The organism is Paraburkholderia phenazinium (assembly GCF_900141745.1).
Lineage (GTDB): Bacteria > Pseudomonadota > Gammaproteobacteria > Burkholderiales > Burkholderiaceae > Paraburkholderia > Paraburkholderia phenazinium_B.
Genome location: NZ_FSRM01000001.1, coordinates 933,112 through 945,764, shown reverse-complemented (window position 1 = coordinate 945,764; position 12,653 = coordinate 933,112). Strand labels below are relative to the sequence as shown.

Genomic DNA, 12,653 nt, shown 5'->3' with positions numbered 1-12,653 from the left:
GCCGCGGGGGTGATTCGTCGCGAACATCAGCACAGGGAACGATCCTACGCCGCCTCCAGTGCAGCCCTCACACGCGCAATCTTCTGCGGATCCAGCGGCGCCAGCCCATTCCCATCAATCCGCACGCCCGAGCCGAAGTGCACCGCCTTGACGCGAGTGGCCTGAACGAATCCGGCCAAGGCATCCACCGTCAACCCTGCGCCGGCCAGCACGGTGCAGTGCGAACCCGCCGCCTGCCGCAACAGCGTTCGAATCATCTCTTCGGCTTGCAGCACCGACGGCTTGCCGCCCGAGGTCAGCACATTCGTGACCGCGTCGAACCCGAGCAGTACATCGAGCGCCTCATGCAGATCGCGGGTTTCATCGAACGCACGGTGGAACGTGATCGCAAGACCATCCGCCGCGTCGATCGCCCGCGCTAAACCCTCGCGGTCAATCTCGCCGTCAGGAGTCAGCATCCCGATCACCACGCCATTCGCGCCCGCTGCGGCGACCGCCCGCACGTCGCGCAACATCACCGCAAAGTCATCGCCGTCGAACACGAACGAACGGCTGTGCGGCCGCACGATCACATTCACAGGAATATCGACAGCCGCCGTCACGGCTTCGATCAACCCGAGACTGGGCGTCAAGCCGCCTTCGCCCATCCCCGTGATCAATTCGAGCCGGTCGGCTCCCGCCTGCGCGGCAAGCCGCGCATCGGCGACCGTGGTGGCGATGACTTCCAGCAAAACGTGGGACTCGGACATGGCGGCAAATCGGCGTCGCTAAAACCGACATTATCTCAGGGCCGCTATTCCTCCACCCAATCGATATCCCCACACAGCACACATGTCTGCTCACCGACATGCGTCACCACCGACAGCGTCACGCACGGCAATGCCTCATTAATCGACAGGTACGGCCGGGTCACATGCACCCTGTCCGGCGCATTGATCGCCGCGCGAAAATATGGCCGCCGCAACCAGTTCGCCCCCTGGGCATCGGCGAGCGGCAAAAAGCGCGTCTCATGCGAGGCCCGGTCGGCGCGCAGCACCACGTTGCGTCCCGCCTGACGGCCTTTCTCGTCGAGCAAAAAGCAACGTGCCGCGTGATCGAGCGCGAGGAAGTTCCAGCACACCTCATCGAGCAGCTCGCCGGCCGCGAGCCGTTCCGCCGCGCGTTCGAACGCGCGGATATACGGCGCCAGCCGGCTCGCATTGCGCCGCTCGCGTGCTTCAGTCTGGTCGCGATAGCGCTCGGTGACTTCGCTGATGCAGATCACGGCCTGCGCGCTGTCCGCGGCACCCGGGTTCGGGCGGCCAAAGAAAAAACCCTGCACGAAATCGGCGTTGCAGCCGAGCGCCATCTGCGCCTCGTGCTCAGTCTCCACGCCTTCGATCAGCACGAGCTTGCCCGCTTCATGCAACAGCGCGACGAGGCCGGGCAGAATTGTCGCCATGTCGGCGCGATGTGCGGCATGCGAGAGCATGATGCGATCGAGCTTGACGATGTCGGGGTTCAGTTGCCAGATCCGTTCGACGTTCGAATGCCCCGCGCCGAAATCGTCCAACGCAATCAGGAAGCCGAGTTCACGGAACTTGCGCACCGCATCCGCGAGCCGTTCCAGGTCTTCCGCGCGTTGCTCCAGCACCTCCAGCACAATGCGCCGCGGCGACAGATCAAGCCGCCGCAGATTCGCGAGCAGCGCGGCAGCGTGGTACGGATCGGTCAACGCCCCTGGATGGACATTGAGAAACAGCCACTCCTTCTCGGCGCCGAGCACCTTGAAGTTCTCCAGATGCAGCGCCTGCGCCAGCCGGTCCACCTGCAGCACGTCGCCAATCCGCGCCGCCTGGCCGAACACGTCGAGCGGCGACACCGGCCGGTCGAGCGCGTCGTGGGCGCGCAGCAAACCTTCGTAGCCGACCGCGCGCATATGCGACAAACTGAAGATCGGCTGAAACACGCTCGTCAGCTCCAGATCCCCGTGCCGCACCGAATACCGCTCGAGCCCCGAGGTCACACTCACCTCGAAGCCGTGCGGTGCGGCGGTCGTTCTTTCCTGTTGCGCAATCGTCATGCATTCCTCTCACGCGAGAGCCGGGCCGGTCCAACCGCGGAGGCGGACACCCACAGCGCCGGTTCTCAAAATGTGCGTCATCGATACTCCATAAGCAAGGTCCGTGCGCACGCTGGCGCACGTTCAAGCGAAGTTTGCATGCGGCGCTGCACCGACTAAAGCTGCCGGCGTTGCGTCCGGGCGCATGACGCACCGATTCGGTGCATCGCCGTTACCCAAAAAACGCTATCTGCGGAGCATGAATTGCCCTGAACAGCGCGCTTCAACCGGTGCGGCGTGCCGCCGGGTCGAGACCTCGGGCTAAACTTCGGCCTTATGTCCCCAGTCAGAACACCCGCGGCCTGCGAACAAAACCAGCTGTCTTCTCCTTAAACGAGCCAGATGGAAATTGTCTTCACTGTCCTGATCCTCCTGCTTGCGGTGGCCGCCTCCGGTGCCGTTCGCGTGATGCCGGTCAAGTTGCCGCTCCCGCTCGTACAGATCGTCGTCGGCGCCCTGCTCGCGTGGCCCAGGCTCGGGCTGCACGTCACCTTCGATTCGGAAATCTTCATGATGCTCTTCATTCCGCCGCTTTTGTTCGCGGACGGATGGCGCATCCCCAAGCGCGAGTTCTTCATGGCGCGCCGCGCGATCCTGCTGCTCGCGCTCGGACTCGTCTTCATGACGGTGCTGGCGGTCGGCTATTTCGTGCATGCGCTGGTGCCGGCTATCTCGCTGCCCGTCGCCTTCGCGCTCGCTGCCGTGCTCTCGCCAACCGATGCGGTCGCGTTGACCGGCATCGCGGGCAAAAACCGGATTCCAGGGCAACTGATGCACATCCTGGAAGGTGAGGCGCTGATGAACGATGCGTCGGGCCTCGTCGCGCTGAAGTTCGCCATCGCAGCCGCGTTGACCGGTGTGTTCTCGCTGCGCGACGCCTCGATCAGTTTCGTGATCATCGCGCTCGGCGGGCTCACGACCGGTGCCGTGGTGAGCTGGCTGTTCAGCTTCGTGTCCGCGCGTTTTCTGAGCGTGATGGAGAACGGCGACCCGGCACCGGGCGTCGTGATGACACTGCTGATCCCGTTCGCGGCCTATCTGTTTGCCGAGCATTTCGGCTGGTCCGGAATACTCGCAGCGGTCGCCGCCGGAATGATGATGAACTACACCAGCATCGCGCATGCGGGGCCGGTCGCGGAGCGGGTGCGGGCCAACAGCACATGGGCGATGATCGAATTCGTCTTCAATGGCATGGTGTTCATTCTGCTCGGGCTACAGTTTCCGCATATCCTCGGCCGGGCGTTGATCGACGCACACGAGACCAGTAATGAGCAGATGCTGTTGCTGATCGGCTATATCGCCGCAGTGTCGGTTGCGCTGTATGCGCTGCGCTTTGTGTGGGTATGGCTGCTGCGCTGGTATGCGAGCCGCGGCGCCGCGAAGCAGGGCATGGCGAACGCGGTGCCCGGCCTGCGGACCGTCACGATCACGACGGTGGCCGGCGTGCGCGGTGCAGTGACCATGGCCGGTGTGCTGTCACTGCCCGAGACGTTGCCCAACGGGGTGGCGCTGCCGGGACGAAATCTGGCGATCTTCATCGCGGCGGGCGTGATCCTCGTGTCGCTGCTCGTGGCGGTGGTGGGGTTACCGCTGCTGCTGCAGGGCTGGCGGCGCGGGCGCGATCCACATGCGGCCGAGGAACGGCACGCCCGCAAGCTCGCGGCGCAAGCGGCGATTCGCGCCGTCGACGATCTGCACGAGACCGCGAGCGCCGATCTCGACGAATCGGCTGCGGCCTATGCGACCGATGTGACGGCACGCGTGATGGATATCTATCGTCGCCGTCTCGCAACCCTCGGCGATGCGACTACGCCTCCGAGCGAGCAGGCCCGCCGCGCCGAGGCGCTGGAGTTTCAGATGAAGCTGGCTGCGATTCGCGCGGAACGCGCGGTGCTGCTGTCGCTGCGCAACACGCAGAAGATCAACGACGAAACACTTAACAAGCTGATGCGCGAAGTGGATCTGTCGGAGACAGCGCTGATCACGCGCGGCGTGGCGCGCGCGTGAACGAAGGGCGCGCGCGCATGACTCGCTCAGTCGTCGGCTCGCTGATTGATCCACTCGCCTCCCGGGCGACGCACCTGGCTCTGACGCGGCTAGCGTGCGCTCACACAGCCGGTTGCTGTGCGGGCTTGCGGCGCAGCAGCGCGTAAAGAATGATCGCGCCAAAGGTAGCAGTCCCAATGCCACCAAGCGCAAAGCCGCCCAGCTTCAGCGAGAAGTCCCCTGCGCCCAGTACGAGCGTGACGGCCGCGACGATCAGATTGCGGTTGTCGGAGAAGTCCACCTTGTTGACCACCCAGATGCGCGCGCCCGTCACCGCAATCAGCCCGAACACCACAATCGACACGCCGCCCAGCACCGGTCCCGGAATCGTCTGGATCACTGCACCGAACTTCGGCGAAAAGCCGAGCACCAGCGCAATCAGCGCGGCGATCACGAACACCAGCGTCGAGTAGATTTTCGTCACGGCCATCACACCGATGTTTTCCGCGTAGGTCGTGACACCCGTGCCGCCGGCGAAACCGGAGACGATGGTGGCGAGACCGTCGCCAATGAATGCGCGGCCTACGTAACGATCGAGATTCTGACCGGTCATCGCGCTTACGGCCTTGATGTGGCCGAGATTCTCTGCGACGAGGATCACCGCGATCGGCGCCAGCAAGGTCATTGCCTGCACGTTGAACACCGGTGCCGTGAAATGCGGCATGCCGAACCACGCGGCGTTGGCGACAATCGAGAAGTCGATCGGCTTGCCCATGCCGAGACCGTTCGTGACGATCGCGTAGATCACGTAGGCGGCCAGCAGGCCGACCAGGATCAGCAAGCGCTGCAGCATGCCGCGTGCAAACACGGCGACCGCCGCGACGCACAGCACGGTGACGAGCGCCATCCACGAATCGAAGTTGCTGCCGCTCACGCCCTTGACGGCGATCGGCGCCAGGTTCAACCCGATCACGCAGACAATCGCGCCCGTAACGAGCGGCGGCATTAGCGTCTCGATCCACTTCGTGCCGACCGCCGAAACGATCAGCCCGATGATCGCGTACACCACGCCGCACGCGACGATCCCGCCGAGCGCCACCGGGATGTTGCTGTTCAAACCGTGTCCACCGTAGCCGGTCACGGCGATCACGAGGCCGATGAAGGCAAAACTCGAGCCGAGATAGCTCGGCACACGGCCACCCACCACGACGAAAAACAGCAGCGTGCCGATCCCCGACATGAAGATGCACAGGTTCGGATCGAAGCCCATCAGCAGCGGCGCGAGCACGGTCGAACCGAACATGGCGACGACGTGCTGGATGCCCATCGCCAACATCTGCGGCCAGGCGAGCCGTTCATCGGTGTTGACGACGCGGCCCTCAGCGGCGCTCGGCTGTGTGCGCCAGCGGGGGAAGTAGGAATCGGCCATGGCGGGAGGTCTCCTCTATCGGCGTGGTTGGCGTCGGGCGGGTTGAATGCGGATGCGGCTGTGGTGCCCCTGGCAGAGCAGCCGCGTTTTTAGCAGGCACTTAGCGGATGCTTTGTTCAACGCGTTATCCGACGCATTTTTCGAATCAGGCGCGAGTGTACGGAGAGCGCATGGCCCTGGCAAGCGGAGTCGTGGACGCGCTGCGGCGAATTCAACGTCGCAGCGGCTAGAGTTCGAACACCGCCACTGCGGTCTTCAGTTCGCGTGCCTGGTCTGCCATCGAAGCTGCGGCAGCCGCCGCCTGCTCGACCAGCGCGGCATTCTGCTGGGTAACCTCGTCCATTTGCGCGACGGCGCGGTTCACCTGTTCGATGCCAGTGCTCTGTTCGTGCGATGCAGCAGAGATTTCGCCCATGATGTCCGTCACGCGTTGCACGGCTTGCGTAACTTCGGCCATCGTCTGACCGGCCCGTTCGGCAAGTGCCGCGCCGCTGCCGACACGCGTCGTCGAGGTCTCGATCAGTTCCTTGATCTCTTTGGCCGAGAGCGCGCTGCGCTGAGCAAGCGAACGCACTTCGCCCGCGACCACCGCGAAGCCGCGGCCCTGCTCGCCGGCTCGGGCCGCTTCGACGGCGGCATTGAGCGCCAGGATATTGGTCTGGAAAGCGATGCCTTCGATCACCGCGATGATGTCGGTCATGCGCTTCGAGCCTGCCGCCAGTTCACGCATCGTCTCGACCACGTCGCCTACCAGACCGCTGCCGCGCGCCGCCACCTCCGACGCGCCGTGCGCGACACCGCTCGCCTGCTGCGCGTTGTCGGCGTTCTGCCGTACGGTGGCAGTCAACTGCTCCATGCTGGAGGCGGTCTCTTCAAGCGATGCCGCCTGCTCTTCGGTGCGCTGCGAGAGATCGGTGTTGCCCTGGGCGATTTCGCCCGAGGCCAGCAGAATCGATTCGCTCGATTCGCTGATGCCCGCGACGATTCCAGCGAGCCGCTCGCGCATATTACGCAGTGCGAACAGCAGGCTACGGGTATCGTCTGCGTGCGTCTCGACGCGCACGCTCAGATCGCCGGCAGCGATCCGGTTGGCGATCTGAGCGGCATAGCCAGGTTCGCCGCCGAGCTGCCGGCCAAGGCGCCGCGCGATCAGCCACGCGAGCAGCATGCCGACCACCAGCGCTGAGAGCACCAGCGACGACAGCACAATGCGCATGTGCCGGTAGCTGGCGGCGGCCTCGGCCTGCGCATCGCTCGCTTGCTGACGACGATAGTCGATGACCTGGACGATGCTGTCGCGCAAGGCTTCGCTTGAGGCAATCGCGCGGCGCACCAGTTCGTTGTTGTCGACACCCGCTGGAATCGGCTCCTGGCCGATCTGCTGATGCACGATCTCTTCCCACACCGCCGACTTGCGCAGCACTTCGTCGAGCAGCGTCTGACCTTTGCTGGTCGACAACGTCGCCCGATAGCGGTCGTAGGCATCGTGCATGTTCTTGAGCGATTCGACGATATTGGCGTCCAGACGCTGACGTCCCGCTTCGTTTGCCGCATAACCCAGATTCGCTGCGGCGAGGTCCGCGTCGATCTTGTTGCGGTTCGCTTCTTCCATCCAGTAGAGACCGTCCATATGACGGCTGCCGATCTCCACAGTCAGGTCGTGCATGGACGACAAGGTCATCAAACCAGCGCCTCCCACCACCACGCAGAACCCGATCACGGCGGCAAACGACACCAGCAGGCTTTGCAACACCGTCATACGCTCGAACCACTTCATCCCTGTCTCCTCTGTAGAAAGTGCCGGGCCGCTACAACAACTCCTGTCCTCTTGAAGGACCCGGCGCGAAGCATCGGGTCTGAGGCGCTCATCTACTCCTGACCGGGCTTCGCGCCGCTGCGGCGTCGACGGTGCGCGCTATAACGCGTCAGCTTCTTTTACGGCGGAGCAAGCGGAGACTTGACCTGCTAATCATGGGAATAAGCAGGACAGGATGTTGAAAGGCTCATGCCGCAGAGCCTTATGGGGATTGGGATTTGTCTGATGTATCGGGGAGCGGCTGCTCGCTAGACTTGTTCTTGCTGCGTGATCCCATGACTTGCGCTGCGATGTTGTAACTCTCCGACTTGCCGCTCACGCCCCCCAGTGTGAGCGGTTTTTTTTTCGTCCATCGACTCGACCGGAACGTTGTTGTCAGCCGCGACGGTTTGCGGCGATTCAGGTGCGGCATGCGACATGCAAACCGCCACGCGACTAGACGGCGCCGAATGCTCTTGATGCGAGTTTCGCAGCGTGCTCGTGTACGTCGCCTGGCCACTGCGCGATGGAGGCCGCGAAGCGGGCCGCGTCGGCGGCATAAAGCGCACGCGTCGCTTCCTCGTAACCCGGCAGATTGCCGGCTAGCGCGGTCATGAAACGATAGGCCGCTTCCTGGGCACGACGCACGCGGTCCGTGTCTTCGCCTGATAGACGCGCGGCGTCCACAAGTTTGCGCAAGGCCACCGACGCTCCGCCGGGCCGGCTATTGAGCCAGTCCCAGTGACGCGGCAGCAGTGTCACCTCGCGCGCCACCACGCCTAGCCTCGGACGGCCACGGCCACGCGGTGCACTGGCATCGGTCGGGTCAGCCGACTCGTCGCTCACGGGTGCGCCCGTCTGCTCGCGCGTCAATCGCTCGCGCACCTCATCTGCAGTACCACGCAAGTCGAACTCGACCGGTTGGCTCGTCACGTCGTCGAAAATCAGCACGGGCGCTTGTTCGCCGCGCTCGGTCACCTGCTTCACGGCGAGCGCGACATCCACGAATGCGCCCGACGCGATGCGCCGAACGCCCTCGAAGGCCGTGCACGTTGTGGTTTGCTGGGTCATCACGAAAATCCTCATCAGTCGATTTTCGTGAATTATATCCGGGTAAAATACAAATGCAATATCACCCGGGTAAAATTTTTGCCGTGGGTAGGGGCAAGGCTCGTGCGATCCCGTGATGCCGCGTCGCCCGGCTAGCGGCCCGGTTGCGTGATCGTCCCGGGGCTGGGAGCCCGCTCCGCGACCGGGTACGAGAGGCTGCGATTGCGCCCCGCGTCCTTGGCCTCGTAAAGCGCGGTATCCGAGGCGTTGACGAGCGCCCGATAAGTGGCGAAGTGATGACTCGCCGTACTGGCGATGCCAACACTGATAGTCAGCACATGGTGTGCACTGGCGACGTGACGCAACTCGAGCGCCTGTACGGCCGCGCGGATCTGCTCGGCGATTTGCGCGGCGCCGAGGTTGTCGGTATCGGGCAGCAGCACGCTGAATTCCTCGCCGCCGTAGCGCGCCGCGACATCGCCGGGGCGCCGCGCATTGCTGTCGATGCAGCGCGCCACTGCCACCAGCGCATCGTCGCCGGCCGAATGACCGTACAGATCGTTGAAGCCCTTGAAGTTGTCGACGTCGATCAGGAGTATCGACAGCGGCCGTCCCGTGCGTTGCATCTGCAGCCAGGCACGCTCCGCTTGCTCCTCGAACGTGCGTCGGTTGTTCAGCCCGGTCAGCCCGTCGGTGCGAGCTAGCGCCCGCAACGTTTCCTCCGCTTCGAGACGGCGCCTCAATTGCTGCGAGAACAGGATCGCGAGCGCGATGATCGTCACATCGAGCGCGCCGATCAGACTGCCGATAATCCATGCCCTGCGCCGCCAACCGGCGTAGATATCGCGCGTGGAAATCGCGACGTCGAGCAGCAGCGGAAAACCGTCGATATGGCGGAATGCGTACCAGCGTTCGACGCCGTCGATCGCCGCAGTGCCGAAGAATTCGCCGCTGTCCTGTTTGGTAAAACGCGTGTAGTTCGGCGTGCCGGTCAGGTTGATGCCGATGATCTTCGGGTCGTACGGTCGACGCATCAGCATCGTGCCGTCGCTGAGCATCAGCGCCATTGAACCGCTGTTGCCAAGGTTCATCCCGGCGAAGAGCCGCTTAAAGTACTCGATCCGCAAGGTGCCCACCACCACGCCGGCAAAGCTGCCGTCCGGACGCGAGATCCGCCGGCTCAGTGCGATACGCAGGCCGTCGTGGGCAAGTCTGGATTCGAACGGCGGGCTGACGTAGAGACCAACGTTGGGCGAATTACGGTGGACGAAGAAGTAGCTGCGATCCGTAGAGTTGATGTGCCGCGGTGGAACGGACTGCGAATCAAGGATTGCGTTACCCGACTCATCGAGGACCAGCATCGAGCCCATGTCCTTTGCACTCGCGGCGCCGTCGAACAGGACCATCTGGCGCAGCGCAGGCGGCAAGGCCATCAAACCGGGCTGTTGCAGCCCGGCGATGACCGCGCGCAACGACAGGTCATACAGTTCGAGGTTACGCGCCACGTCGCGCTCGATTAGCAGCGAGACGTTCTGAGCTGAGTCCTGGGCGCGTCGCAACGCATCCTCGCGCATCTGCGCCAGCACCCAGATGGCGATCGCCAGGATCGCGCCGGCTAGCGCGAGACTGATCGCAATCACGATATTCGGGCGGCGCGTCACCATGTCTCTCGTTGCTTCTAGCATGCGCGTTGGCTACGCGCGTTGTCTGGGTGTGACCGCCGCCGAAGTGACGAAAAACGCGGCTCGCACAATACGGCTTACGGCGGCGCATGCAATTTCTTGAAACGCTAGCGTAACAGAGGCCGGCGCCACATGGCCCAGCCATACTGCTGGTAAGTCGTCAGGGCAGTCCAGCGTTTATACGGAGTAAACCATCGTCGTTTTTGGCCGATATCAGGTATGTTCGGTTGTTTCCGGGTTCGCGTCGTTTTCTGCAGGGTGCTTATACTGCTCATTAAGCTGAAGAATAGCTGAGCGGCGGCCGTCCAGCGTACGCAAACTGGCAGCAGGTCCGTCATGGCAAGTTGTTCAGGCCTCCGGAGGATTACGTATGACAGCAAGCGTTGTGGCAGATGAGCCGTCCGCAACCGTACAGTGGGCGACCCGGATCTATCTGGGGCTGCTGATCGCAGGCTTTGCGCTGATCCCCGCCTACCTGATCGCGTACGTCTACGTCTTCCAGAATCCCGCGCTGTTCTTCGAAAACCACGTTTTCCACGAATTCGCCATTGCGGCCGCGACGCTCGAAGGACTGTTCGTTTCGTATGTCGCCTGGCGGTGCTATCAGTCGTCCGGCGAGCCGCTGCTGCGCTGGCTGACGCTCGGCTTTCTCGCCTTCGTGCTGATCTATGCCCTGCACGGTGCCTTCACCGGAATGGCACATCACAATATCTGGCTGTTCCTCCTGTACGGCCCGGCATCGCGGCTCGCGATGTCGGTGCTGCTGCTCGTCGCGTTGCTGACGTGGCATCAACCGCCGGAGCCGGTGCACTTGCGCCGCGAGCCGGGCCGCTGGCTGAAGTGGATCGTCCTGTTCGTGCTGATCGACGTCGCGGTGGGTGTGCTCGCTTATTCGCCGATCGCGGGCGAGCTGGCGGTTCGATTGTCGCTGGAAGGCGGCGCGCTGGTGTTCTCTGTCGTGAACCTGGCGGTCATGCTGGCGCGGCGCATCCGCTCACCGTTGATGAAAATCTTCGGCATTTCGGTGACGTCGTTTGCACTGTCCTCGCTCGCATTCATTCTGGCGCGCCCCTGGAATCATCTGTGGTGGCTCGCTCACGCCATTTTCGCCGCGGGCTTCTTCCTTCTCAGTTACGGGGTCGTGCAGGCGTTCCGGACAACGCGCTCGTTCGCAACCATTTACAGCCAGGAAGAGTTGATGGCGCGCATCGCGGAAGAAATGGAACGCACGGAGAATGCTCTGCAGGAGCTGAAGCGTACCAATCTGAAGCTCGAGCATCTGGCGGCTACCGATCCGCTGACCGGTGCAGCGAACCGGCGACAGTTCATTGGAATGGTCGAGGCTGAGATCGGTCGCGCGAAACGCGGCGGCGCACCCTTCTCGCTTCTCGCGCTGGACCTCGATCACTTCAAGGCTATCAACGACTCGTACGGGCACCAGGTCGGCGACGAAATCCTGCGCGGCTTCGTCCAAAGGTGTCTGGAGGCGATCCGGCCGTACGACGGCGTCGCTCGGGTTGGCGGCGAGGAGTTTATGGTGCTGCTGCCCCAGGTGGTGTTGAGCGTCGGGCAGTCGATTGGTGAACGGATCCGTGAAGCGATCGCCAATGGTGTGTTTGGCGGCCAGTCCGGCAACGCGGTCGCCCTTACCGTGAGCATTGGTGTGTCGCAGTTCGGACGCGACGGCGACACGATCGACGAGATCCTGCGGGCTGCAGATGAGCGGCTTTATCGTGCGAAGCACCTGGGCCGCAACCGGGTGATTGGCGCTTAGGCGCGACGTTCGGTGCGGGTGCGTGCCGCAAGCCGCGCCCCGTGAACTGCGGGCTGCGGGCTGCGGGCTGCGGGCTGCGGGCTGCGGGCTGCGGGCTGCGGGAAATTATCCCGCATGCGGCTTGAGCGGGGGTGCGTCGCCCGGACCGCCAGGTGTGCGGCACAGCGCGCCTATCTCAGCCGGTCCCAGCACCGCCCGGTCCGGCACGCCACGTCGCGCCAGTGCCAACATCGCAAGCCCCATCTCTTCGGTGGTGACGATCTGCTTCGGCGCGAGGACGCGCATCAGCGCCATCACCGGCTTCAAGGCCGGATAAATCAGCCGGTACATGCGCGTCTTCGACTGGATCCCGTGCAGCGGCTCGATCACACCCGGCCGAAACAGATACACCGCCCGGAACGGCAGCGACTTCAGCGCGTTCTCCGTCTTGCCCTTCACACGCGCCCACATGCTGCGGCCCTGCTCACTGCTATCGGTACCGCTACCGGAGACGTAGATGAAAGTCATCTGCGGATTCAGACGCGCCAGCGTGCGAGCGGCTGCGAGAGTCAAGTCGTAGGTGAGACGTGTGTAGTCGGCTTCCTTCATGCCGAACGACGACACGCCAAGACAAAAGAAACACGCATCGAAGCCCTGCAGCGAGGCCTCAATCGTGCGGTAGTCCATCATGTCGGAGTGGACGATCTCGGTGAGACGCGGGTCCAGTTGGCCGGTGGGCGAACGGCCCACCGTCTGAACCGACTCGACGTCCTGGGCACGCAGGCATTCGCGCAGCACGCCCTGCCCCACCATCCCGGTTGCACCAAACAGCAAGACTCTCATAGCCATGTTCCCTG

At 63.6% G+C, this 12,653-nt stretch carries 9 protein-coding genes; 2 read left to right on the top strand and 7 right to left on the bottom strand.

Going from position 1 to position 12,653, the window contains the following annotated elements; translation table 11 throughout:
- Positions 1–44: 44 nt before the first annotated feature.
- Both BUS06_RS04435 and BUS06_RS04430 read right to left on the bottom strand, forming a co-directional pair.
- Positions 45–749 (bottom strand): copper homeostasis protein CutC, encoded by a 705-nt coding sequence (locus tag BUS06_RS04435; RefSeq protein ID WP_074263159.1) that lies wholly within the window; start codon positions 747–749, stop codon positions 45–47.
- A gap of 44 nt (positions 750–793) precedes the next feature.
- Entirely contained in the window at positions 794–2,062 is a 1,269-nt protein-coding gene (locus tag BUS06_RS04430) for a sensor domain-containing phosphodiesterase (RefSeq protein ID WP_074263158.1), read from the bottom strand.
- Positions 2,063–2,443: 381 nt separating this feature from the next.
- On the opposite strand from BUS06_RS04430, the gene BUS06_RS04425 reads away from it, so the two are divergent.
- Positions 2,444–4,108, top strand: a complete 1,665-nt coding sequence (locus tag BUS06_RS04425) for a Na+/H+ antiporter (protein ID WP_074263157.1) — start codon at positions 2,444–2,446, stop codon at positions 4,106–4,108.
- A 100-nt stretch (positions 4,109–4,208) separates the two neighbouring features.
- Here the strand turns inward: BUS06_RS04425 and BUS06_RS04420 are convergent, their stop codons facing one another.
- The 4 genes from BUS06_RS04420 to BUS06_RS04405 all read right to left on the bottom strand — a co-directional run bounded on the left by BUS06_RS04420 (position 4,209) and on the right by BUS06_RS04405 (position 10,025).
- On the bottom strand, positions 4,209–5,516 hold the full coding sequence (locus tag BUS06_RS04420) for a solute carrier family 23 protein (RefSeq protein ID WP_074263156.1): 1,308 nt from the start codon (positions 5,514–5,516) through the stop codon (positions 4,209–4,211).
- Positions 5,517–5,742: 226 nt separating this feature from the next.
- Positions 5,743–7,293 (bottom strand): methyl-accepting chemotaxis protein, encoded by a 1,551-nt coding sequence (locus tag BUS06_RS04415; RefSeq protein WP_074263155.1) that lies wholly within the window; start codon positions 7,291–7,293, stop codon positions 5,743–5,745.
- A 474-nt stretch (positions 7,294–7,767) separates the two neighbouring features.
- Positions 7,768–8,382 (bottom strand): DUF2239 family protein, encoded by a 615-nt coding sequence (locus tag BUS06_RS04410; RefSeq protein WP_074265911.1) that lies wholly within the window; start codon positions 8,380–8,382, stop codon positions 7,768–7,770.
- A gap of 131 nt (positions 8,383–8,513) precedes the next feature.
- Positions 8,514–10,025 (bottom strand): sensor domain-containing diguanylate cyclase, encoded by a 1,512-nt coding sequence (locus tag BUS06_RS04405; RefSeq protein ID WP_074263154.1) that lies wholly within the window; start codon positions 10,023–10,025, stop codon positions 8,514–8,516.
- A gap of 388 nt (positions 10,026–10,413) precedes the next feature.
- Here BUS06_RS04405 and BUS06_RS04400 point away from each other — a divergent pair, with 388 nt between their 5' ends.
- A complete protein-coding gene (locus BUS06_RS04400; protein ID WP_074263153.1) occupies positions 10,414–11,817 on the top strand; it encodes a GGDEF domain-containing protein in 1,404 nt (467 codons plus the stop codon).
- Between the two features lie 105 nt (positions 11,818–11,922).
- Here BUS06_RS04400 and BUS06_RS04395 read toward each other — a convergent pair whose 3' ends face one another.
- On the bottom strand, positions 11,923–12,639 hold the full coding sequence (locus BUS06_RS04395) for an NAD(P)H-binding protein (protein WP_074263152.1): 717 nt from the start codon (positions 12,637–12,639) through the stop codon (positions 11,923–11,925).
- Between the last annotated feature and the right edge of the window lie 14 nt (positions 12,640–12,653).

Excerpts from the sequence above, each read along its gene's own strand:
- BUS06_RS04420 (WP_074263156.1), bottom strand. The coding sequence starts at position 5,516 with ATGGCCGATTCCTACTTCCCCCGCTGGCGCACACAGCCGAGCGCCGCT.
- BUS06_RS04395 (WP_074263152.1), bottom strand. The coding sequence starts at position 12,639 with ATGAGAGTCTTGCTGTTTGGTGCAACCGGGATGGTGGGGCAGGGCGTG.
- BUS06_RS04410 (WP_074265911.1), bottom strand. The coding sequence starts at position 8,382 with ATGACCCAGCAAACCACAACGTGCACGGCCTTCGAGGGCGTTCGGCGC.
- BUS06_RS04435 (WP_074263159.1), bottom strand. The coding sequence starts at position 749 with ATGTCCGAGTCCCACGTTTTGCTGGAAGTCATCGCCACCACGGTCGCC.
- BUS06_RS04430 (WP_074263158.1), bottom strand. The coding sequence starts at position 2,062 with ATGACGATTGCGCAACAGGAAAGAACGACCGCCGCACCGCACGGCTTC.
- BUS06_RS04425 (WP_074263157.1), top strand. The coding sequence starts at position 2,444 with ATGGAAATTGTCTTCACTGTCCTGATCCTCCTGCTTGCGGTGGCCGCC.
- BUS06_RS04415 (WP_074263155.1), bottom strand. The coding sequence starts at position 7,293 with ATGAAGTGGTTCGAGCGTATGACGGTGTTGCAAAGCCTGCTGGTGTCG.
- BUS06_RS04405 (WP_074263154.1), bottom strand. The coding sequence starts at position 10,025 with ATGGTGACGCGCCGCCCGAATATCGTGATTGCGATCAGTCTCGCGCTA.
- BUS06_RS04400 (WP_074263153.1), top strand. The coding sequence starts at position 10,414 with ATGACAGCAAGCGTTGTGGCAGATGAGCCGTCCGCAACCGTACAGTGG.